Here is a 22666-nt window from a genome sequence, read left to right on the forward strand (position 1 = left end):
TTTAAATGTTTCCGCGCAACGCTTACACAGTACTTGATATTGAAAACTAGCTGCCCGCGGGTTTGATGTTTGAATTAATGATATGATTCGGCTCCGACCAGCGAGGGGCGAATTACGGCGTGGAAGACCAAAGGCCTGGAACTTCTCGGTCTTTTATTGATGGTCTCACCCTATCTCGATCATGGTTAGCCTTCCTCCTATTTTGAACGCTGCAAATGGAGTGCCGAGTCCCTCGAAGAACTTGGAGAACATTTCGTAATAGTGGAGCCTGAGTCCTTGAATGAACGTGAGGAACCCCTCGCCCAGGGCTATTAGGAGGTTTAATGCGACGAACACTATGAAGCCGGCAGGATTGGTCAACCCACCCATGGTGTCCACCAGGCCTATGCTCATCGCAGTGAGCAGCGAGTGGACGAGTGCCACTATGCCGAGCCTCATAAATGAAATCACGTTGGCCAACGCAGCCAATATGCCCTCTATGGCGAACGCTATTATCAGCTCGCCCATGTCCAGCCTCTCGTGCCTGTACTTGTACTTGACGTAGCCCACCAATGCGCCGAACATCGCCATGCCGATTATGAACAGCGAAATGTTGACTGCATACATGGATTTGATGTAATCGTAGATCGGCGGGTAAAGTATTGGAACCAAGCCTACGGACATGAAAGTCAACGCAGCCCCTATGAATACGACTATGGTGGATGTCAGTATCATGCCATCCAATACGTGTCCCAGCCTGATTTTATTGATCACAGTGAGTATTAAGGCGAAGGTAAGCACCATCAAGCCAAACAATATGGCCGCCGTGAACGTGTAATCTATCCAATCCATTGAAGGAGATAAGCCCGCGCTAGCGGATAGCTCTATTATGTGGAGGCCCGTCAGCGTGGGTATCAGGTCCAGCCCAAAGAACTCGCCGGAGTAGATCACAGCGAACACGATGGCCATTATCCCCATCATCATGAATATGAGGCCCCACGTGCTGTACTTACCCCCGAATATGCTCCTCATCAAGGAGTTCCCGCCCTTATATCTATACTTATATAGGGCAAGCCCCATCAAGAGGACCAGCAGGCCGTGCCCCGCGTCCGGGAACATCCATCCGAAGAATATTGGGAAGAAGAAGGCAGCTATGGGGACCGGGCTGACCTCCTTGTACTCGGGCACTCCATACATGTACACTATGTTTTTGAATGCATCCACGAAGGAGGGGTAGGACTCGCTCGTCGGTGCCTCCCTGGGGTTAACCTCAGCCACTTGCATTACCTTGGAGAACTTCCTGACCTTGGCATCGATGGCCAGCACGGAGAATATCTTAAAGAGGGCGTCCTCGAACTTCTTGGCATTGCGCTCAACAACGTAGCCCCTCAGCGTTACCACTCTTCCGCCTTCAATGCTCCTCGCGCCGTCCACCCCGAAATTGGATACTTGGTTGTATGATTCGACCAATCGATTAAGTTCATCCTCCAATTCCTCCACCCTCCTCCTAGTCTCCTCCCGCTGCCTCTCCACGACCTTTATCCCATTATCCACGTCGGATAATAGATCCGGGCTGACCTCTATCGCGTTAACTTGAAGCTGGGCTGGGGGGTTTATGGCAACGTAGGCGTAGTACCCCCCCATGTTTATGTCGTAGCCAGCAAGCCTCTCCAGTTCGGGGGGTACCTCCCCCTTTGCCAGGAATACCCTATACCGTATGGCGCCTAGTTTTATCGAGTTTATGTTATTCCTCTTGAGTTCCCCCAGGAACTCCAGCACCTGGGTTAACTCCTCAGCTCTCCTCCTCAATTCATCCATGGAGGCCCTAAGCATGTCTATCCTGGCCAGGAACTCCCCGCCCTCCTCGAAGGCGTTTCCAGTGTATGTCTTGAACACATCCGATGCGGACGAGGCCAGCTCCACGAGGGCGGCAATGCGAGGCGCCTCCCTCCTCACGTACTCCATCAACTCCCTCTCCGCCTCCTCCTTCTCCCTGCCCAGCTTCGAAGCCGCCTCGCTGATGCGCGACACGTCGATCCCAGCCAGCTCCATCACCTCCGCATTGAATAGCCTCAGCGAGTTCATCACGGACTCGCCCATCCACTTGGGGTAGAGCACTATGACGCTGGCCCTGCCTTGATCTCGCGATACCTCCATTGCAATCGCATCCATTGATTCAATGGCCTTCCCCAAGTCGCTTAGGTCCTTGGATTGAACCCTGGCCAGCACTGCGGAGAAGTGCTTAAGATCGCTTGGCATTGCCTTCAACGCGGATGAGGCTGCCAGCAAGGCTGAATACCTATCCATCTCCGTCGATGCAGCGATTACTCTATCCTGGAACTGCTTTATCCTCAGCATAACGTTAGATATGTCTCCATATATGCTGGCGAGCATGTCCCCGAACGACTTGAACCTATAAACCTCGACCTTCCCCTCCGCCTCCTGGACCAATTGCCGCAGTTCCCTGGCCGCCTCCTCCACGTATTTCACCTTATCATATACGTCTTGTGGTATGGGTGGAGACGGCATCTCTGATGGTCGCGGCATGAACATGAAGACCCCGGTCTCGCCTATCTTAGCGATAACATCAAGCGCGGCCTCGTATGGCACGGATATTCTATACTCCGTCACTCGCTCAATGGGCATATACTTCAGGACAGGCTTTCGGGGTTTTTAAGATTAATCCATGTACGGTCTCGCCTATCAGTTGTCTCCGCGGTCTTCGTTATTCTACGCCAGTAAAGTATTCGCTCGATAAGTCAAGGCGCTGTTTTCAATGTCGTTAAGGCAAATTTTATAAATGCCCATCCGCTGGTTATTCTACATATGAATATTGTGGTGCTGGTAAAACCAGCCCTAGACACGAGCAATCTGAGGACAGCCGCGAATAAAATAATGGTGGAGGACACACCGCTTAAGATAAGCGACATAGATAGAAATGCAGCGGAGGAGGCGATAAGGCTTAAGGAAAAGATGAAGGGGGGCAAAACAATAGCGGTGATGGTGTCCAAGTACCCGCCTATCGCCAAGAGAGGCGGGGAGGCCGAGAACTTGGCCCGCGAGGTGCTGGCAATGGGCATCGATGAAGCCATTCTTGTGATTGATGATGGATTGATTGGAACGGATCAAACGGCCACGGCCAAGGCCATAGTGGAGACGATTAGGAAGAAAGTGGGGCAATTCGACGTGATAATAGGAGGAGAAGCCACTATAGACGGGTACAGCAGTCAAGTCCCTGCAAGGATTGCGGCGGAGCTGGGGATACCCATAATAACGTATGTCAGGGAGATCTCGCAGGCGGGAAGCGATTTCATAGTGGTGAAGAGGGATTTGGAGGATGAGGTGCAGGTGGTGAGGTCCAAGTTGCCCGTCGTTATGACTGTGACCAGGGAGATAAACACGCCTAGGATACCCCCCCTCCTCCAGATAAGGATGGCGATGAAGAAGCCCCTAAGCAAGGTCTCACTGAGCGACTTGGGATTGCAGGTCCAGGTAAGGGCCAGAACCACGGATCTAAAGCCGCTTCAGATACAGCGCAAGAAGGTGTTGATAGAGAGCGGAACGGTTGAGGAGAAGGCCGATAAATTGATCCAGTACTTATCTCAGGAGGGAATAATAACCCCGAGGTGATGAGCGTGATAGGAGTATTCGCCACCCCATCCACGCTGGAGGTAATGGGTCTAGCCCAGAAGCTCGGCGGAGACGCGCTGGTGTTCATCCTCAACGGGGATGATCAGGCAGCGGAGAGAGCAGCCAAGTATGGGGCGGGGAGGGTCGTGTTAATCGATTGCGGTGCTATATGCGACCCAGCAGTGCTCTATGACGCGGTGGCGGGGGAATTAAGCGGTCTCAGTCACTTGGTTTTTCCTGCCACCAAGGATGGAAAAACGATCGCCGGCTACATAGCGGGAAAGCTCGGCATACCCAACCTAGTCGACGTGGTGGACGTCCTGGCGCCCAATAAGTTCTCCAAGTACTCAATGGGGAATAGAGGAGCTGAGGAGGTGGAGGTGGACGGCCCCGTCGCCCTCGTAGTGCAGCCCAAGAGGTTCCAGCCGGCGGAGAAACCCAGCAAGCCAGCAGTGGAGAGGAGGAAGGCAATGCCCACAATCGAGTTAACCGGCAGGGAGGAGAAGGCAAAGGGCTCGCTGAAGATAGAGGACGCGGAGTTGATAGTGTCGGTGGGCCGTGGATTCAAGAAGCAAGATGACTTGAAGCTGGCCATGGAGTTAGCCGAGGTGCTGGGCGCGCAGGTAGGTTGCTCCAGGCCAATAGCGGCCGACCTCAAGTGGTTATCGGAGGATCACTGGGTTGGATTGAGCGGGCACAAGGTGAGGCCCAAGATGTACATGGCGATAGGGATATCGGGGCAACCACAGCACATAGCAGGAATGCTGGAGTCCAGGTTAGTGGTCGCGGTGAACACGGATAAGAACGCGCCCATATTCCAGTACGCCGATTACGGAGTGGTGGAGGACCTCTATAAATTCGTCCCAGTCCTCAAGGAGAAGCTGAGGAAGGCTTTGGGTAAGTGAATAGATGCAGTTCGTGGGCCCAAAAATAAGATTTCAATGCACCCTCTGCGGCGAGTGCTGCAGGCGTTACTGGATAACAGTTAACCTAGATGACTTGGCAAGGATATACTCCCGCCTCGGTCTCCTCCCAAGCCAAGTCTCGGCTTTATACCCCAAATCCGTGGCGGGGAGCTGGGATTACCCATCCATTCAGGTGGAGGGGGGCGAGCATTACTTAGTCCTGCGCAAGAAGCTGGACGGGGCCTGCATATTCACTAAATGGGAGGAAGGTAGACTTGTGTGCTCCATACACGATTACCGGCCCCTTTCCTGCAGGTACTATCCCTTCATATATAGGATGGACGGCGTGGCGTCATTTGAGTTATTCAATGGGGCAGTGGGTTACTGCCCAGGCGTGGGTCGGGGAAACTATCACGACTTGAGCGGCGAGGCGTCGGTGATTGAGTCATCAATGGCAGCCAAGAGGAGGTTCGAGGAATTCGCGCGTAGATGGAATGAAGGCGGTGGAGCGGGGAAGAGCATAGCTGAATTCATGCACGTGCTCGATAAGGAGGTAATGGAACTAACGCCTTCCCTTGGCGGTTCTCTCGGCAATTATGGCGGTCAGCAAACCAAGCAGGGCAGCGATGGGGTAACCCACTATTGAGTATAACGGCAAGCCACCTACGCCGGGGATAGCGTTTATCTCTATCGGCCCTCCAACGCCTTCCACGTAGTACTCATTACCCAAATAGTATAGGTATATTGACGTCGACCCGTTCAGCGTCAGTCTGATCTGGGTCCCATTAGTCACTGCAATGGGAATTCTATGATCAACGCCGCCGCTGCTCAACTCTAGCACCGCGGATGAATTTGTGGGAAGAGATGCATTGCTCTTTATGATGACGTCGACGGTCACTAACCCACCAGCCACTCCGTAATACGTTGATGGGATCAGCTCCACGCTGGGGACAGCCTTCAATACCTTTATTAGCTCCGTTGCCCAGCATGGATTGAAGTTGGAGTTACCGCTCCACGAGAAGTTGGCCACGTAGCGGCCGGGCAGCGGCGGCGTGAACTCAAGCGAGAAGTACGGCGATGCCTGTATGGAGCCTAGGCTTGTACCGTTGATCTCCGCCATTATGGTTGCGGAGGGCGTGGGGGATATGGCTCCCTGCAAATGCAGGGGCTCGCCCACGGTCCCCGATACGCCCTCCAACCTTATCGAGCAAGTCGCCTTTCCCACTATCAATGCTTCCTGGGATTCCGCCGGCATGTAGTTCTGATTGCCGGAGTACTGGGCTATTATCAAGTACCTACCGGCGACCGGCGGCGTGAATAGGAATGAGGCGGAGGTGCCGTTTCTGGAGGTGAGCAGCGTGTTGTTCACGAATATGGATATAATGCCTGCTGCCGCGTTGGGGGTCAGCGATGCATTGATCAGCACAGATTCGCCGTACACGGCCTGGGTTGAGTTCAGCTTTATTGTCAAGGATGGCCTGGCTTGCAGAACCGCGAAAACCGTGGAGTTCTGTATCGGTATCGGTGACTGCGACACGAATTTGGCGGAGGCTATGTAGGTGCCCGTTGATGGAGGCGTGAATTCAACGATTAGACGTCCCTCTGCATTCGTTTTTCCAACGTAATTAAGCATGGTTTGCCCCCCCTTCGTGATCGTCACTTGAACGCCCGCCGATCTTATGGGGTACCCCATGAAGCTGAGGATCACGGTCAAGTTCTCCGCCTCCCCGTACGTGATAGATGGCGCCTCAATATTTATGCTGGGCGCGATGGAGTTTATCATCATCGATGCGTTGAACGGGCCGTACTCATGGCCAGCATAATCCATCGCTGAGTACGATAATGAAATTGAGCCGGCGCCTATAGAGTACGGGGTGACCGGTATGGGGACTAGCCCAGGGTACCTAAGCACGTAGTTGGCCGGCGATACTTGCACGCCCACGCCTCCGATGGTTCTCAACAGCACGTACTTGATCAGGGATTGATTGAATGAGACGCTCAAGTATAGCGGGGAGGGGATTCCTGCGGGGAGGGTTTCATTAATGAGAGCGACGGACACGCTGGGGTTTATGGCTATCACAGAGAAGCGTATGGAATCCACGCTGCAGCTGCCGTACGCAAGCGTTACCTGCCCGGAGTACTTACCTGGACTGCCGAACACAATGGATGTTCCTTGTGCTCCATTGCTGAACGACGTATACACCTTGGTCCCCAGCACATTGGGGGCCTGGTAACTAATTGATAACGGATACGTCGTGGATACTATTGCCTCAGTGCCGTTGCCAAGCAGCGCCGTGTAATTCCCGTAGGAGTACGATGCGGAGAGCGTCGGCTGCTCCCTAATTATGAAGGAGGAGTAGGCCGCCAGGCTCTCCCCATAGTATTCCAGCGAAATGGAGACTGATGAATTGCCCAGCGGCAGTTGAATTGATTCGCTGACCGTCGATGAATAGTTAAGCAGGAGGGGCGTGGAGAACGAGGATCCATCCGCCGCCAGGGATGCATTTACCATTATGGGGGCCACCGACGTGACGGTGAACGACATGGATGCCGTCGAAAATAGAATTGTGGCCGGCAACGCCTGGGATACGCCGCATGATGATAGCGTGACGTTGGATATCTCGGGCGGCGAGAGCGTCAGCGTGAAGTTGCGGGAAGTCAATGGAGCCCTACCTCCATACACCGTGATCGAGGCCGGGTACTCGCCGAACCTCATGGAGACTGGAAACGAGACAAGGTATGAACCGTTAATCAACGCCTCGCGCACGGCCGAGTAATTGCCCACCCTGAGCTCAATGGTTGCATTAAAAGGCACCGCTGAACTGATAGTAGTAATCAACGTGAAGTTATTCACAGGAAGCAAAAGACGACCGGCCGTCTCATTTACTGTAAAGGACTGGTAATGGGCGGAAACGGGCCCGACCACTATTAACGGGGAGGCAGCGCTAAGCGACGTGGCGAACGCCGCCACAGCGAGCAATGCCAGCAATATCCTCCTCATTAGGGGTCGATGAGGGGAAGTGCTATTAAAGGTTGCTGATAGCGTGTCCAATAATTGGTAACGCATATATAAACATTACTCTATATCATTAGTACAATAAAGCCACTGACGGCTAGACACTAATGTTAAAGCACATCTTGAGGTTCTTTGAATGACTTACCCTACTCGTTATTATTGCTGTTCAACCTGCTGCATTATCCTATGCAGCGGTCGCCCCTCTATTATTGTTCTTCCATATGATACTGCATCCCTGTAGGCATCGCTCGATATAAATGACTTGAACGAATCCAAATCATCCCACTCGCTGAACAAGAGGTAATCCTGTGGATCGTTAACGTTCCTATAAAGCTTTGCGTCCCTGAAGCCGGGATGCGTCATCCTTAACTGATTGAATATCTTGCCGGCCACTTCCTCGAACTCGCGCTCATGACCCTTCTTAACCCTATAGTAAAAACCGACATTTATCAGCATATTCATTCCAAGCAAATGGGCTTTTATACCTTTGCTGGGCGAGCCCCCAATCCGGGCGCCGGGCGAGTGGATCAACGCAGTGGGCCCGGAATGAGTAGTTTGCTCCTTTCATTAAATCTATTCCTGAGTTCCCTTATCATTCCGATCAGAGCCGCCGGTTCCCTTCTCGCCCTTGCACCATCCAGTATGGCCCTGGCGGCATTGACTAGCCCCAAGTCGTACTGAACTATCTTTTCCAAGTCCTCCGGGAAAAGCTTGAACCTATCATGCATTCCGGAGTCCCCCATCGGAGCGCTCTTTATGTCTAATGTAAGGCTCCTCAGTTCCGATAGTAGTCTCTCATATTCCTGGACGGCAGCGCTTAGGGGATCCTCCATCGCCTTCTCCGCTGCCTGCTCCTCCAATAGCCTGGCGGCCTCCTCCAGGGATTGAACTATGGCTTGCCTGACCAGGAAATCGTCCTGCCTTATCAAATCCTTTATCTTGTACCCTCTAAACCCCGGAACCAATAACTGCAGCCTCTCCAGTGGGGAGAGCGGTGAATCGGAGGGGGAAGCCGACATATTGTTTAGTCCCATTATAGGAGACTTAAATATGCTTCGATTAGCGACGCCTCCAGTCGCCACGTGAATGAAATATTAACCCAAAGATGTTCCATGGACTCAATCCATGGTGCATTTTAGGAAAAATCCTTTCGCCGAGTAGGTATCTCCAAGAAGCGAAATGAATGGTTTAGGGTCCAGCTGATGGCGATTGGATCTTCGTGTATGGATCTGGCTGCTCCGTCGCTTGAGAGGACTCGCCAATGATAAGGGTGGATGCCTAAAAGGAAGGTTCGTTGTGGAGGGGGTGTTCCATTCATTAGGAGTGGAAAGGATGACGCATTTTACGGTGCATGAGATGCCATCAATATAGAAGGGATCTTCATCAAGATGGGGCATTACCTTGCCCTTAACTACGACGTATGATTATTGAGTACGTTGGGGTTAGAGTTAGTGGGTAGGTCGGGTAAGGGGTTGAGGAGGAGCCTAATGGATGCTGGTCTCAAGGAGCTTAGGGCCATCATTCAATGGTAATTAACGAAGGACGGGGAAGGAGTCTCTCCTCGTGGATCCAGCATATACCTCAAATGTGCGAGGTGTGGATGCATTAATCGCGGTTTAACGCCGGATGTGGGATTTGGGTGAGTCTCCTTAATGGTAGAGCCGCGCCCGCTACCCCTTGGTTCCGGGACGTTGTTGGGAGGCGGAAGTTTTCTTCTGAAGGGTGGAGGCTGTTCGCTAGTTAATGAAATTACATCCTTTCGGGAGGTTTGCCGATGATGGTAGGAAACATCCATAAGGTCCATAAGGCTTAAATTTACTGGGGATCTCCCCAGTAACTGGGGATCTCTCCTCTCTGTTATTTGATCCGAAACCGAAGGAAGATCCTAAGGATTTATTTGACAGGGAGGAGGAAATGAGAAAACTCAAGTTTGGGATAGACTATCCAATGACTCTCCTGCTGGGTATCAGGAGGAGCGGGAAATCCTCGCTTGTAAAGGTCTTGGCAAAGCAGGAGGATGCTATCTGGATTTACTTGGACTTGAGGAAATTCGATACTTCAACTTATATTAATTACAAGGATTTACTCCAAGAATTGGAAAGAGGTATAAATGCATTCCTTCCAAGTAAGTTGAAGAAGGCATTCACAGCATTAAGGGGAGTAAGCCTCATGGGGGTTAACATTAGGTTTAGCTGGGGGAAGGAGAGGGTGGAGTTTTCCCAAATCTTAGATAAACTATCGGAGGTGGGGGAGAAGGAAGGGAAAAAAGGTAGTGTTAATCTTCGATGAATCGCAGGAATTAAGGAAATTAAAAGGATATGATCTCCTTCATCCCATAGCTTATGCATATGATAATCTAGGGATTAAGTTCATATTTACTGGCAGCGAAACCGGAATGGTTTACGACTTCCTAAAATTAGATGATGCAAAGTATCCGCTTTACGGCAGAGCTTATACCGAGGCATTATACAACCTTTGCCTAAGAAAACTGCATTGGAATTCTTAAGAGAGGGTTTCGCCGAGGTGAAGGTAAACGTAGAGGAGAGCAAGCTTGAGGATGCGGTGGACACCCTCGGCGGTATTCCGGGGTAGTTAACCTATTATGGATTCAATTACCTCCAGGAGGGGGATCACGAGAAGGCCCTCAATAAGACAATCACCACTGCCGTCTCCTTGATAGAGGAGGAGTTCAATAATTTCCTCAGGGGTAGGGAGGAGGCCAGGGAAAGGTACAAGACAATAATGGCAGTTTGCAAAAAAGGGTGCAGGTGGAGCGACGTGAAAAGGGCCATAGAGGCTAAGGAGGGAGCCAGGATAGATGACAAGAGGCTAACCGAATTGATAAGCAATTTAGTGAAAGCATCATTTCTCGTCGCGGATAACGGAGCATACAAGCCTGCAGATGTCCTAATAGAAAAGGTGTTCTAGGCCTCTTAGGGTTAAGGGCTTCCCATTGCCGCAACAACTCATAGGGGGACTACGTGAAAGGTAGTACATTGAAGGAAGCGCAGCATGGAAATGCGGCCGCGCGGTGCACAGATGTTCGCGGTTCCTCTCTTTAACTATGCAATACAACGTTGGAATGTAGCGAATGAAGGATAAGTGCACTGTACTGTTGTTACTGCACTGTTGTTATTGATATCTAAAGAATTAGTACTCTAAATGTTACTAGTGCATGCTATCCTTATATTTTTAGTATCGTTGAAAAATCTTAAATATTCAACTATCCCTTAAACAGATGCTTAAGGTCAAGCGAGTATACGATGCTGTTGAGGAGGAGGATGGTTTGCGGATCCTAGTTGATGCCTTATGGCCGCGCGGGATTAAGGGTGAGAAGGCTAGGATAGATGTATGGCTTAAGGAAATTGCCCCGAGCGGCGAGCTTAGGCGTTGGTTTAATCACGAGCCCAGCAGGTGGGAGGAGTTCAAGTCAAGGTATTGGAGGGAGCTGGATTCGAAGCGGGAGGCAGTGGATAGATTGATCTCGCTCGCTAAGGGCAATAAAGTGACGCTTCTCTACTCAGCTAGGGACAGGGAGCGGAACAATGCCGTGGCTTTGCTGGAATACCTGAGAAGCAAAGGAGTTGTTTAGGGGGTGTATGGTAGTGAAGGCATTTGCTGAGAGTCTCCAGAGAGGACTGTGAAGTGGAGAGCGCCTTGAGGGGCGTTAGGGTAAAGGTAGTTTATGGGAAGACAGCATGGCTCGCCGGACCCAACTGTTGAGCTTGCTGTGTGGTTGCGGTATCCAGTAGTAATTAATTGAAGTTGAGGGATGACAAGGTTGCCTCCTCTACTTTGAACATTACTTGGCCATTGGGAGTCATGAGTGAACGTGTAGTGAGTCATGGACCTAAATCGCGTGGAGTGTCACAGACTGAAACGGTGACCGCTGGAACCACCATGAGCTAAGCTGGCTCATCATCAGTCATGAATGGAAGGTCAATAATCACGATTTGCTTAAGTTACTCATAAGTAATTATATGTAGTTTCTCGCGGCTCCACGGAGGGCCTACTGCCCCCTACCAAATTGCCTGGCGGCCCGTGTGGTTATTTTCTTCCCCGAGTGGAAAGTATATTAGGGAGGGGCGTGAATAGATGTATATGTCCATAAGGGCACCAGTCATATCCACAATAAATGAGCAGGGACGGGATGAGATGGGGGCCAATGACTTGATAGTAAAGTACCACTCAGTGGACGTGAGGACCAGGTCCCGCCTCATCGTTTACTCAAACCAGAAGGCGGTGGTGAGGGTGCAGGGACAGATAACCGGCGTTTTCGACGCGGGCGCCCACGACTTGCAGACGCCGGCCAACCCGGTCTCCCAATTCTTCTCAAGGCTTCAATACAGTGGGAACCTTCCCTGGGAGATAGAGGTGCTGTTCGTGAGCACCGCAAGGCATGAGGCGAGGAGCGAGGGGGTGAGCCAAACCAAGGAATTGGTGGCCATGCGGTACCAAGTTGCCTATTTCTTCACCGTGAGCGATCCAGCGAAGCTCGTGAATAGCGTTCAATTCGGGGAGCTGAAGTACACCGTCGACGCGTTGGCGGCATTCCTATCCCCCATAGTGGATCAATCCGTGTCTCAGGTCCTGAACCTGGTCTCCCTGAGGGAGGTCTACGCCAACCTACACAAGATAACCGACGCCGTCGCCGCATCGCTTAGATCCGCAATGGAGGAGATAGGGATCAACTTAATAGCGTGTAGGATAGTGAGGCTTGAGCCGGAGGACGACACGATGAGGAGGATAGTTCAGTACCTGGCCCTCGGCGTGGACACACTGCAAGCCGTGAGGGCTAGGCTGGCGGAGGTCATGGCCAGCAAGTCGGATCCCGCGGCGACAAACATGATGCTGGGAGTCCCCTACTACCCTGTCAACCTGATAGTGGGCGGCTCGCTGCCCGGCCTGGAGCAATTGATCCCTAGGAGGGAGGAGAAGAAGGAGCAATGAGGGCCTAGCCCATATGAGCGCCAGGCGGCTCAGGCTGCAATTAATTGCCGGGATCGGCTATTCATTTGTGGTCTCGGCGTTGACCCTCGGCTTGGAGCTCGTCGCCGATATTTTCTACCCAGTGCGATTGGTGCTCAGCCCATTCTGGGCAATCTACGTGGGGCAATGGGTGGATCTGGGGCTGATAGTTGCCTTGTACGCATTGCTGCTGGCCTTTGCCTCGCCGTACGGGCTCCAGGAGGGTTCCAGCTATTACTCTATCTTAAAGGACGCTCGAAGGCTCGCTGCCTATACCCTGGCTGTCCTGGCCATATTATCAATAGCGTTCGACGCCTATGGGGGCCCCCTTAGAGCAAGGGTCGGCATCTTCATTTTGATCAACTTGATCGCTGGTGTCGCTGGCGGTCTCCTTTCCAAGCCAAGCTCCTAGCGCGGGGAAGGGACCATCCCCTCTCTATGGCCGCTATCCTTATTGAGGAGACAAGCACCGTGACTATCAACGCCGCGTCGCCGGGGGGAGATACCTCGGCGAGTGGCCAATACGCAAGCCCGCCTATTATTGACGCAGTCGCGTATACCTCCCTTGATAAAACCATAGGCACCTCGTTGGCCAGTAGATCCCTCACCACGCCTCCCCCCACCGCCGTTATGGAGGCCAGCATGGCGATGCCTAGGGGATTTATGCCGTGGATGAACGCCACCTGGGCGCCTATGGCTGTGAACGCGCCGAGGCCGAGGGCGTCCGCGTATAGGAATGGCTTGATTCCCCTCATCACGTACCTAGCGAACGGCAGCGCGGCGAGCGATGCCACTATGGCGGTGATTGGATAGGGGAGGTACGTGATGTTGACGGGCGGGGTCACTCCGAGCAGTACATCCCTAGTTATTCCCCCCACCAATGCCGTTGAGAATCCCAGCACTACCACGCCCAGGAGATCCATGTCCTTCTCAATGGCCTTCAACGCGCCGGACACCGCGAACGCAACGATCCCCACGTAATTCAGCACATCTATTACCAGAGAGGCAAGCATCGCCGCTCCCCTGAGTTGCGCGCTTTAATTTTATGCCCCTCCCACTTATGGGCAAGACATGGGGTATACACATTGAATGAATTAACTAAAATAATGAAGATGGAAGCAACTACACGTGTATTTTCCACTTGATTTCCTGGGGAGCCGTGGGTCGCCTGGGCTCCATGGATTGCAGCTTCTCCTTGTACCGCCTCAGCACGAACCCAACGGCTGCATGCATCAAGTGCTTTATTAGTCGGCGCACCACCGGGTTCTCCATCTTGGCCGTCACCACATCGGCATCCGCGTACGCCTCGCTCATGGCCTTTGATAGTGCCCGTAATACGAATTCCTCTCGCAGCGGGTTCTCCAGTATCTTGTCGAGGACAGTGAAGTCCCTGTGCCTCAATGCGCCCATCGGTATGAACGGCAATGGGAACGTCATTATCCTGAGCTTGCTCAACCTATCCAAAAGCTCTAGGTTCTTAATCACATCGTCATCGGTCTCCCCGGGCAGGTTTATTATCATTGTTCCAACCACTATCCAACCGCTGTCGTTGAGTATGCCGACCGCGTTCTCCACTATATCGGGGTACTGGGCTGGCTTGAATGGCAATACCTTGCCCGGCATAACCATTGCCAACAGCCTGGGCGATCCCGTCTCTATCCCCATCTCTATGAAATTCATCTGGCCCCCCTCATTCATGTACTGGCCCACCTCCTCCACCAACTTCCTCGCCTGCACCGCCACCGCCGCTGTGGTGAAGTCAGTGGTTATGCCGTAATCATCGCCGTATGACTTGACCAATTTATACGCCTTCTGCACCAAGTCGATCACCTTATTCGGATTGGGGTCTATTCCCTTAGCTCCATACCTGAAGAACTCCTCGCTGTGCAGCCCTATCTCCTTTACCCCACCCACCTCTATGTTGATCCTTATCTCCTTATCCACGTGGCCCTCGAAGGGAATGGACCTTATCATGCCGCTCAACGTGGGGGTGCAGAACTGGCACCCCCTACCGCATCCCCTGGTGACCTCGACCAACCCGCCGATTGCCGGCGTCGTTATGGTAGGGATCAAGTCGACTGGAACCGGCCGCCTGGCCGTGACCACGGCTGGCACAGCCTCACCCGCCAGCAATCGCTTGAATACGGCAGGCCCATCCTCCTCGAACTCCCCCTCGTACACCACGTCGATGCCCAGCTTGGCCTGCATTCCCGTGTCTACCAATTGCCAAACAGCGGGTCCCCCCACCACTATCTTCATGCCGTTCCTATTTCTCTTGACTGCTGGGTTATCCAGTACCTTAAGGAATGACTTAGATATGTAGGGAGTGCCGGCGTACCTAAGGCCGGCCAGCGTCAATATCCAGTAAACTATGCCCGATCCGTAGCTGAGCCCCAGCGGGTCCATGGTGTATATGCCGAGCACCTTGGTGCTGGGCCCCACCACCTTATCCAGCTTATTTGGGTCAGCTATCACTGCATCGATGCCGGCCCTAGCCAGCGATGCATGCACCTTGGCTATGCCGTAGGGAGCTCGCTTGACTATGCCCCTCCTATCGCTCTTAACCTGGAAGTAGAGACGGGCCACCCAATCCCGTATGTAGTAATCCGGCAATGCGCTTATGAAGCCCGCGATGGATGCGCCGAAGGTATCGCTTGCGGTCGAGCCCTCGCTGGTCAAAACCACGGGATAACCCGACCGGCTTGACATGCTGCTTTCAAGCATTATTTAAGTATTTAAACTTTTGTCAGTTAACTGAATTGCTCGAATTAGGTAGCAACCTACCTCCTTCTCGTCATTAATGGTTGAGGTATAATATTGCTAACTACTTCGCTTACTCCTTTTACTTCGACTTATCAATCATCTTATTACCAATATTATTATTTAACACATGCTTTAGCAATATCCTCCTCTCAAACGCCACCAGCGTGATGCGTCTCCGCATTCTTTCCTGGCCGATCGCATTGACGCCGCGTTTGGCTGTAATACGGATTCACCGCCTTTCATCGATGCGGCATGGATTCGCTCCGCCGCATTGCTGCAATCAATGGGGGTTCCGTGGAGGCTAGGAAGTGTTACTCCTGGGTTTGAACAGCTCCGCCACGGCCGCGAAGTCCAAGTCACCTCCCCCTCCCTGCTCCACTAATCTATATAATTGAAGCGCAAGAGACGACATTGGAGCCGGCATGCCTATGTTCTGGGTCTCCCTCTGCACTATCTCCAAGTCCTTCCTCATATGCCTCAATGCGAATTGAGTTGAGTAATCCCCGCTCCTGATCTTGGGCACCTTTAAATCGGCGGTGGGGGACCTGGCGCTGCTGAGTTGCCTCAACACCTTCTCCACATCCTCCGGCTTCACCCCGCTCCTCACGCCGAACCAGTATGCCTCCCCCATGGCGGCCACGTATGCGCCCAGAAGCAAGTTATTAACCAATTTAGCGTAGAGCCCCATGCCGTTGCCCCCCATGTACTCGACCGCAGCGGCAGTTGCTCCAATTATATCCTTGGCAGTCTCGAAGAGCTCCCTTGGCCCGCCCACCAGGACCGCTATCTTTTTCTGCTCCACGTGTATTGAAGTGCCTATAACGGGTGCATCCATCATGTTGCCTCCGCCCCTCCTCACCTGATCCGCCAAGCCGATGCTGGTGGTGGGGGATATAGTGGACATGTCTATTATTACCTTGCCCTTAATCACCGGAAGCGCTTCCCTGATCACAGAGGAAACCGCGGAGTCATCCGATAACATGGTCAGCACCACGTCGGTTCCCTCGACTAATTCCCCCACGGTGGAGGCCACCTCCACGCCGTGTTCAGCGCTGAATCTATCCGCCTTCTCCCTAGTCCTATTATAGACCAACTGGAGCTTGCCTGCCCTGGCCAAGTTAGCGCCTATCCTGTACCCCATTACTCCCAGGCCTATTAAGCCGACCCGCATGATCTGGTCCAGGTCGTGGGGAAAATAAACTTAACCAGTTAACCGCGCGGCGGAAAATCTTTTAAAAGGCATGGCCCCAATCAATTCAAGGGCCGGTAGTCTAGCCTGGAAGGATATCCGCCTCGCACGCGGGAGATCGTGGGTTCAAATCCCACCCGGTCCACCATGATTATGCATTAACCCCTGTTGACGCCACCATCGCCGCGCCCGCTCGCACAGGCCCGCCGCTCCCGCCTAATATAATTAGGGGGTCCGCTCCTTAACTTAATGGACAGGATGGCTTGCTTGACGGGCAGCGGCTCGCCTTATCTGTTGAAGGCCGCCGGGAGCCCGGTTAATTGGTGGGGTTGGTGCAGCGAGGCGTTCGAGTTGGCCAGAAGCGAGAATAGGCCTATTCTCGTTGATGTAGGCGCATCGTGGTGTCATTGGTGCAATGTAATGGATGAGTCTACATACGATGATCCGGAGGTGGCTCGCATCATTAATGAATTTTTCGTGCCTATAAAGGTTGATAGGGATGAGAGGCCGGACATAGATAAAATACTTCAGGGAATCGCATCATCACTATCCGGCCAAGCGGGTTGGCCCCTCACCGTGTTCCTAACGCCCAGCGGGGAAGCCATTTTCGCCGGCACTTACTTCCCCCCGAGGGACTCAATGGGGCTGCCCGGCATGCCCAGGGTGCTTGAGGCCGTGTTGAAGGCCTATAGGGATGGCAATGGGGGTGTGCCCATAAGTGGGGTCCAAACTGAGAAGAATGACGTGGATCGCGTGGATCTATCGGCGATTAATGGAGTTCTGCTGAGGATAATGGATATGTACGACGAGGAGCACGGCGGCTTCGGTTCATTCCCGAAGTTCCCGCAAGTCACTTTTCACTCCCTCCTCCTCTACAGGGGTTTCTACTCCAATTCCAGCTTCATAGACGCAGCGGTGCACACGTTGGAGGCGATGGGGAGGGGAGGCATACATGATCAATTGGGCGGCGGTTTTCACAGGTACTCGGTGGACGATGCTTGGCTGGTCCCCCACTTCGAGAAGCTACTGATAGATAACGCTGAGCTCTCAATGAATTACGTTGAGGCATTCGCCGCCACCGGCAATAAGTACCTTAGATCGGTGGCCGTGGATACGCTCGAGTACATTAACTCTGTCCTCGGAGACGATGAAGGCGGTTACTACTCCAGTCAAGGCGCGGATTCCGGGGGAGAGGAGGGCGGTTACTATAAATGGAGCATTGAGGAGCTGGCGTCCATACTCACACAGGAAGAGCTTCAGGCAGTCTACGAGCATTTCGGCCTAGATCGCTTCCCAAGCGGGGAGAAGGCGGTTCTACACGTATCCAACGATGCCTCGGTTGAGGGCTTGAATGTATTGAGGACCGCCATTGATAAAATGAGGACCGCTAGAGAGGGGAGGGAGAAGCCCCCCATCGATCGCACCATCTATGCCCACTCCACAGCAGCGGCGGCAATTGCTGGCCTAGCGGCGGGGGATTACGTGGATCCAGCCTTCGCCGATCGCGCGCTCATTGCTGTGGATTTCCTCGCGTCGCGGTTGATGGATGACGGCTTGGTGAGGAGGGGGTACAGGAACGGCAAGCGCTTGGGCCCCGGGTACCTGGATGACCAGGCCTATACAATGCTGGCCCTACTATCGGCGTTTCAGCGCACGGGGGATAGGAAATACCTGGAGCTGGCAGTGGCTTGTGGACGGGGCTTGAGGATGTTCATGAGCGATGGCGGCCCTCTATACTCAATTCAAGATGGAGGCGGCTCATTACGGGTCCTAATCGATCCGCTCGGCGACTCGCCTAACTGGAGCCCGGCCTCAATAGCCGTAATAGCCATGGATGTTCTCTCCAGGATAATAGGCGGGTCCCCGAGCCCAGACGCAGAGGAAGCCATTAAGGCGCTGTATGGAGAAGCGCTTCGCTTCGGTCCCTTTGCCGCCTCATTCTTCATTGCGATGGGCGATCACTTCCTCGATCCTCCCCGCGTGGTAATAGTGGGAAACGACGATAAGAAGTTCGAGGAACTTCATGGAACCGCCTTGATGACGTTCAGGCCAGGCAAACTGGTGATCCCAATACGGGGCGATTCGCTGGATGACTTGGTAGTAGATGAATCAGTCAAGGCAATGATAAGACGTGGAAGGACAGCGGCATACGTGTGCGCGTACTCTCAATGCAGCATGCCTATTGAAGACCCCATCAAGTTACGGCAATTAATTGTGGATTTCGCGCGGGATAAGTACATGTTTCTGTATTGATTCGTCTCAACCCTGTACAAAAACATCATGAAGCCCCGCCCTTTAGGGCAGGGAGTCGTCAGCTAGCCCTCTCCCTATACGAGAGGTAAATCGCAGCGTCGTAGGCTATCTTGGATGACCCGCTCAACAAAAACGGCAGCCCCAGCAATCCCACCGCTATGGCGGAGCCGGCGATTGGCGCGCCCGGCAGGGCAGCGAGGCTCCTCGCCGTGTTCGTGATAGCCATGGCGGGAACCCGCTCCTCGTCCCCGAATATCTGAGCCATGAATGCTTGCCTGGTGGGCACGTCCATTTGGGACGTGCTTTGCCTGAGCAATAGAAATAAGAGGCTCCCCGGCAATGTGCTGGCCAGGGGGATCAGGATCAGGAAGGCGCTTGATACCATGTGGGTGTACACCATGGTTTTCAGGTTACCCAACCGCTCGGCCACTAGGGGCGCCGCGATTATTGATGCCGCCGTCACAGAGTTGACCGCCAGGAATATGATGCCCAACTCCCTCAGCGATGCCCCGTACCTCACATAGAACCAATACGATACTATGGATTGAGAAACGAGGCCTCCCCCGAACGCATCCACTGCGAACAGGGCGGAGAGCTTGCCTATGTCCGCCCTCGCCGCCGGCGAGACATGACTCAGCCCAGCGGATGCTTTGCTAGAATTTAAGCCTTCCATGCCTGCGTATATGGACGCCAAGATGACCCCCACGGCGGCGTAGCCCAGGTACATGTCTCTTATAGCCATCAATGGATCCTCCACGTATGAGGGAAGCGAAGCAGCCAGTGCGCCTAGGGCGGATGCGGAGTACCCGATCACGTTATAGACGCCCAGCACGCGGCCTATCCTCGCCCCCGCCAGCCTGGGGAGGACGCCGACCTCTATTGATTGGAACGGCCCGGCCTCAGTGCCCGTCGTGCTTATGTTGCCCATGGCCAGCGCCGCCGCGAGTAGCGGGAATGGTCCCCCCAGGAATAGGAGGGCCCCCGACGCCGCCATTAATGAGCTGAACGCCACGAGCATTCTCCTCCTGCCGACGAGGTTTCCGTACCACGTCAATAATATGTTGGACACGGCATTGCCCGCCACTATGAAGAATATGCCCAGCCCCACCAATTGCGGCGGGTATCCAAGCATCGCTAAGTATATGGGCGTCAACACGCTCACCGCCCCGAATGCCAGAGTCCTAACTCCCTTTGCGATCAGTATTAAGTTAACGCTCCCCGCCACCTACCTACACGGATTAATCCCTTTAAATAAGTGCGTTTTTATCGGGGAGCCAATGGTTTCCACAATGCGGTTGGCGGACTTGCATGAGGATTTGGCATACGCATCTATGAGGGCGGACGTCATCAATGGCAATGCTCAATCCAGCATATCCATGCTGAGGAACTTCGAGCATGCGTTAGTATTCGCGGCCGTGTTTCCCCGGGTTGAGTTGAGGGGGGTTGGGAAAACAGCTCGTCCAGCCCTAATGAAGCTTCTCCTGGAGCAGGTGAGGTTTTACTTGGAATTAGAAAGGGCAGGGCTAGTCAATATAGTACGGAGGGAAGGCGATCTAAGGCCGGGCATCAATCTACTCCTCTCGATTGAGGGGGCCGATGTCCTGGGCGACGCCGGTGACTTGCTGCTGCTTAGGGAGCTAGGGGTAAGGGCCATCGGCATCACTTGGAACGAGGATAACCGCTTCGCCTCCTCCTGCATGACCCGTAAGGATTACGGATTGACGGGCGAGGGGGAGGAATTGGTTAGGTTGGCCAACGAGCTTGGCGTTATCGTGGATGTGGCCCACGCCAGTAAACGCACGGTTCTGGACGTCGCCTCGATTTCCAAGAAGCCGGTCATAGCGTCTCATGCCAACGCCGCTGCATTGAAGGGGCATAAACGCAACCTGGATGATGAGGAGATAGAGGCCATAGTGAGGACGGGCGGGGTGATTGGGGTGACCGCAATACGCGAGACCCTTCCGTCGCCTACGATTCAAGGCATGGTGGATAACCTCAAGTACATAGGGGAGAGCTTTGGGTGGGGTCACGTTGCGGTGGGCACAGATATGCTCGGCATAGACGAGACTCCCAGCGGCTTCGAGAATATATTGATGATAAGCAAGTTGGTCGAGGCGGTCGGCCACGGAGATGAGCTATGGGAGAATCCGCTGCGGGTCGTTAATGAAACGCTTAGGGCCGATAGGGTTAAAAATACGTGATACACAAAACGCCCCTGGCGCCAACGTTGAGGTAAAACTTATAAATGCTCCAGCGACTGATTTTTCCCGAGGCGTTTACAAATGAGCCCCCTAACACCGCCTCGGGGCTAGCCTGGGGCGAAGGTTACGGGGTGATTCATCCAACCACCGGCGACGAAGGAGAGGCCTGGACCCATCCCATCCCCTGGGGCGGCCTTGGGCGGCCATCCCCAGAAACCGGTTGATCCTGCCGGACCCGACCGCTATCGGGGTGAGGCTTAGCCATGCGAGTCGGATGTCTTGGGGATCCGCCAGGGCATGGCGGACGGCTCAGTAACACGTGGCCAACCTACCCTAGGGAGGGGAATAACCCCGGGAAACTGGGGCTAATTCCCCATAGGAGAGGGAAGCTGGAAGGCTCCCTCCCCGAAAGGAACCGCGTCCGGCACCCGGCGCGATTCGCCCTAGGATGGGGCTGCGGTCCATCATGGTTGTTGGTGGGGTAATGGCCCACCAAGCCGAAGACGGATGGGGGCCGTGAGAGCGGGAGCCCCGAGATGGGCACTGAGACAAGGGCCCAGGCCCTATGGGGTGCAGCAGGCGCGAAACCTCCGCAATGCAGGAAACTGCGACGGGGTTACCCCGAGTGCTACCCGATGAGGGTAGCTTTTCCCCGGTGTAGAAAGCCGGGGGAATAAGCGGGGGGCAAGTCTGGTGTCAGCCGCCGCGGTAATACCAGCTCCGCGAGTGGTCGGGGTGATTACTGGGCCTAAAGCGCCCGTAGCCGGCCCGGCAAGCCTTGCTCTGAAATCCCCGGGCTCAACCCGGGGGCTGGGGAAGGTACTGCCGGGCTTGGGGGCGGGAGAGGCCGAGGGTACTCCTGGGGTAGGGGCGAAATCCGATAATCCCAGGAGGACCACCAGTGGCGGAGGCGCTCGGCTGGAACGCGCCCGACGGTGAGGGGCGAAAGCTGGGGGAGCAAAGGGGATTAGATACCCCTGTAGTCCCAGCTGTAAACTATGCGGGCTAGCTGTTGGGCGGGCTTAGAGCCCGCCCAGTGGCGTAGGGAAGCCGTTAAGCCCGCCGCCTGGGGAGTACGGCCGCAAGGCTGAAACTTAAAGGAATTGGCGGGGGGGCACCACAAGGGGTGAAGCTTGCGGCTTAATTGGAGTCAACGCCGGAAACCTTACCCAGGGCGACAGCAAGATGATGGCCAGGCTAACGACCTTGCCTGATGAGCTGAGAGGAGGTGCATGGCCGTCGCCAGCTCGTGCTGTGAAGTGTCCGGTTAAGTCCGGCAACGAGCGAGACCCCCACTTCTAGTTGCCACCCGGTTCTTCGGAATCGGGGGCACACTAGAGGGACTGCCGGCGTAAGCCGGAGGAAGGAGGGGGCCACGGCAGGTCAGTATGCCCCGAAACCCTGGGGCCGCACGCGAGCTGCAATGGCTGGAACAGCGGGATTCGACCCCGAGAGGGGGAGATGATCCCGTAAATCCAGCCCCAGTAGGGATCGAGGGTTGCAATTCACCCTCGTGAACGTGGAATCCCTAGTAACCGCGTGTCACCAACGCGCGGTGAATACGTCCCTGCCCCTTGCACACACCGCCCGTCGCGCCATCCAAGGGAGTTTCTAGCGAGGCTCCTTGGCTAGCGCCGGGGAGTCGAGCTGGGGGCTCCCGAGGAGGGCGAAGTCGTAACAAGGTGGCCGTAGGGGAACCTGCGGCCGGATCACCTCCTTTGTTGGGGATGGGAGTCCAAAAGGTCTCTTCCTTCGCCGCCAC

18 protein-coding genes, 1 tRNA gene and 1 rRNA gene are annotated in these 22666 nt (G+C 54.2%); 12 read left to right on the plus strand and 8 right to left on the minus strand.

All coding sequences use genetic code 11. The features are described from left to right. Positions 1-165 precede the first annotated feature (165 nt). Entirely contained in the window at positions 166-2625 is a 2460-nt protein-coding gene (locus tag ACZ5ZS_RS03615) for a V-type ATPase 116kDa subunit family protein (RefSeq protein ID WP_188597006.1), read from the minus strand. Positions 2626-2805: 180 nt separating this feature from the next. On the opposite strand from ACZ5ZS_RS03615, the gene ACZ5ZS_RS03620 reads away from it, so the two are divergent. The 3 genes from ACZ5ZS_RS03620 to ACZ5ZS_RS03630 are packed head-to-tail and all read left to right on the plus strand — an operon-like array spanning position 2806 to position 5160. Then, positions 2806-3609, plus strand: a complete 804-nt coding sequence (locus ACZ5ZS_RS03620; RefSeq protein ID WP_188597007.1) for an electron transfer flavoprotein subunit beta/FixA family protein — start codon at positions 2806-2808, stop codon at positions 3607-3609. Between the two features lie 5 nt (positions 3610-3614). After that, positions 3615-4514, plus strand: a complete 900-nt coding sequence (locus ACZ5ZS_RS03625; protein WP_425445013.1) for an electron transfer flavoprotein subunit alpha/FixB family protein — start codon at positions 3615-3617, stop codon at positions 4512-4514. A 4-nt stretch (positions 4515-4518) separates the two neighbouring features. Further along, on the plus strand, positions 4519-5160 hold the full coding sequence (locus ACZ5ZS_RS03630) for a YkgJ family cysteine cluster protein (RefSeq protein ID WP_188597009.1): 642 nt from the start codon (positions 4519-4521) through the stop codon (positions 5158-5160). Here ACZ5ZS_RS03630 and ACZ5ZS_RS03635 read toward each other — a convergent pair. The 3 genes from ACZ5ZS_RS03635 to ACZ5ZS_RS03645 form a co-directional block, all read right to left on the minus strand. Further along, complete coding sequence (locus ACZ5ZS_RS03635) at positions 5077-7515, minus strand: Ig-like domain-containing protein (RefSeq protein WP_188597010.1); 2439 nt, start codon at positions 7513-7515, stop codon at positions 5077-5079. The two genes, ACZ5ZS_RS03630 and ACZ5ZS_RS03635, sit on opposite strands and share 84 nt — an antisense overlap. Positions 7516-7686: 171 nt before the next feature. After that, the gene (locus tag ACZ5ZS_RS03640; protein ID WP_075059942.1) at positions 7687-7983 is read right to left on the minus strand and encodes an antibiotic biosynthesis monooxygenase; all 297 of its coding nucleotides are present in this window, start codon (positions 7981-7983) and stop codon (positions 7687-7689) included. Between the two features lie 74 nt (positions 7984-8057). Beyond that, complete coding sequence (locus ACZ5ZS_RS03645; protein WP_188597011.1) at positions 8058-8564, minus strand: hypothetical protein; 507 nt, start codon at positions 8562-8564, stop codon at positions 8058-8060. A gap of 880 nt (positions 8565-9444) precedes the next feature. Here ACZ5ZS_RS03645 and ACZ5ZS_RS03650 point away from each other — a divergent pair. The 5 genes from ACZ5ZS_RS03650 (at position 9445) to ACZ5ZS_RS03670 (ending at position 12910) form a co-directional block, all read left to right on the plus strand. Then, a complete protein-coding gene (locus tag ACZ5ZS_RS03650; RefSeq protein WP_229657750.1) occupies positions 9445-9819 on the plus strand; it encodes a hypothetical protein in 375 nt (124 codons plus the stop codon). A 384-nt stretch (positions 9820-10203) separates the two neighbouring features. Beyond that, a complete protein-coding gene (locus tag ACZ5ZS_RS03655; RefSeq protein WP_229657751.1) occupies positions 10204-10458 on the plus strand; it encodes a hypothetical protein in 255 nt (84 codons plus the stop codon). Between the two features lie 310 nt (positions 10459-10768). Continuing rightward, positions 10769-11122 (plus strand): DUF488 domain-containing protein, encoded by a 354-nt coding sequence (locus tag ACZ5ZS_RS03660; RefSeq protein ID WP_188597012.1) that lies wholly within the window; start codon positions 10769-10771, stop codon positions 11120-11122. 509 nt (positions 11123-11631) lie between these two features. Next, a complete protein-coding gene (locus tag ACZ5ZS_RS03665; RefSeq protein ID WP_188597013.1) occupies positions 11632-12480 on the plus strand; it encodes an SPFH domain-containing protein in 849 nt (282 codons plus the stop codon). 13 nt (positions 12481-12493) lie between these two features. Continuing rightward, positions 12494-12910, plus strand: a complete 417-nt coding sequence (locus ACZ5ZS_RS03670) for a hypothetical protein (RefSeq protein ID WP_188597014.1) — start codon at positions 12494-12496, stop codon at positions 12908-12910. Here the strand turns inward: ACZ5ZS_RS03670 and ACZ5ZS_RS03675 are convergent. From ACZ5ZS_RS03675 to ACZ5ZS_RS03685, 3 genes are all read right to left on the minus strand, one after another. Continuing rightward, positions 12858-13511: a trimeric intracellular cation channel family protein gene (locus ACZ5ZS_RS03675; protein WP_188597015.1), complete on the minus strand. Its 654-nt coding sequence runs from the start codon at positions 13509-13511 to the stop codon at positions 12858-12860. The two genes, ACZ5ZS_RS03670 and ACZ5ZS_RS03675, sit on opposite strands and share 53 nt — an antisense overlap. Before the next feature lie 109 nt (positions 13512-13620). Further along, complete coding sequence (locus ACZ5ZS_RS03680) at positions 13621-15207, minus strand: B12-binding domain-containing radical SAM protein (protein ID WP_229657752.1); 1587 nt, start codon at positions 15205-15207, stop codon at positions 13621-13623. 355 nt (positions 15208-15562) lie between these two features. Further along, positions 15563-16432 carry an NAD(P)-dependent oxidoreductase gene (locus ACZ5ZS_RS03685; protein WP_188597017.1) on the minus strand — a complete coding sequence of 290 codons (870 nt, stop codon included), beginning with the start codon at positions 16430-16432 and terminating at the stop codon, positions 15563-15565. Between the two features lie 89 nt (positions 16433-16521). Here ACZ5ZS_RS03685 and ACZ5ZS_RS03690 point away from each other — a divergent pair. Together ACZ5ZS_RS03690 and ACZ5ZS_RS03695 are read left to right on the plus strand one after the other, a co-directional pair. Further along, a tRNA-Ala gene (locus ACZ5ZS_RS03690) sits at positions 16522-16598 on the plus strand. A 101-nt stretch (positions 16599-16699) separates the two neighbouring features. Then, positions 16700-18703 (plus strand): thioredoxin domain-containing protein, encoded by a 2004-nt coding sequence (locus ACZ5ZS_RS03695; protein ID WP_188597018.1) that lies wholly within the window; start codon positions 16700-16702, stop codon positions 18701-18703. A gap of 58 nt (positions 18704-18761) precedes the next feature. Here ACZ5ZS_RS03695 and ACZ5ZS_RS03700 read toward each other — a convergent pair whose 3' ends face one another. Next, positions 18762-19928 (minus strand): MFS transporter, encoded by a 1167-nt coding sequence (locus ACZ5ZS_RS03700; RefSeq protein WP_188597019.1) that lies wholly within the window; start codon positions 19926-19928, stop codon positions 18762-18764. Positions 19929-19992: 64 nt separating this feature from the next. Between ACZ5ZS_RS03700 and ACZ5ZS_RS03705 the strand changes: the two genes are divergently transcribed. Both ACZ5ZS_RS03705 and ACZ5ZS_RS03710 read left to right on the plus strand, forming a co-directional pair. Beyond that, on the plus strand, positions 19993-20904 hold the full coding sequence (locus ACZ5ZS_RS03705) for a membrane dipeptidase (protein WP_188597184.1): 912 nt from the start codon (positions 19993-19995) through the stop codon (positions 20902-20904). A 213-nt stretch (positions 20905-21117) separates the two neighbouring features. Then, positions 21118-22622 (plus strand): 16S ribosomal RNA (locus tag ACZ5ZS_RS03710). Positions 22623-22666: the final 44 nt, after the last annotated feature.

Source organism: Thermocladium modestius (assembly GCF_055398215.1).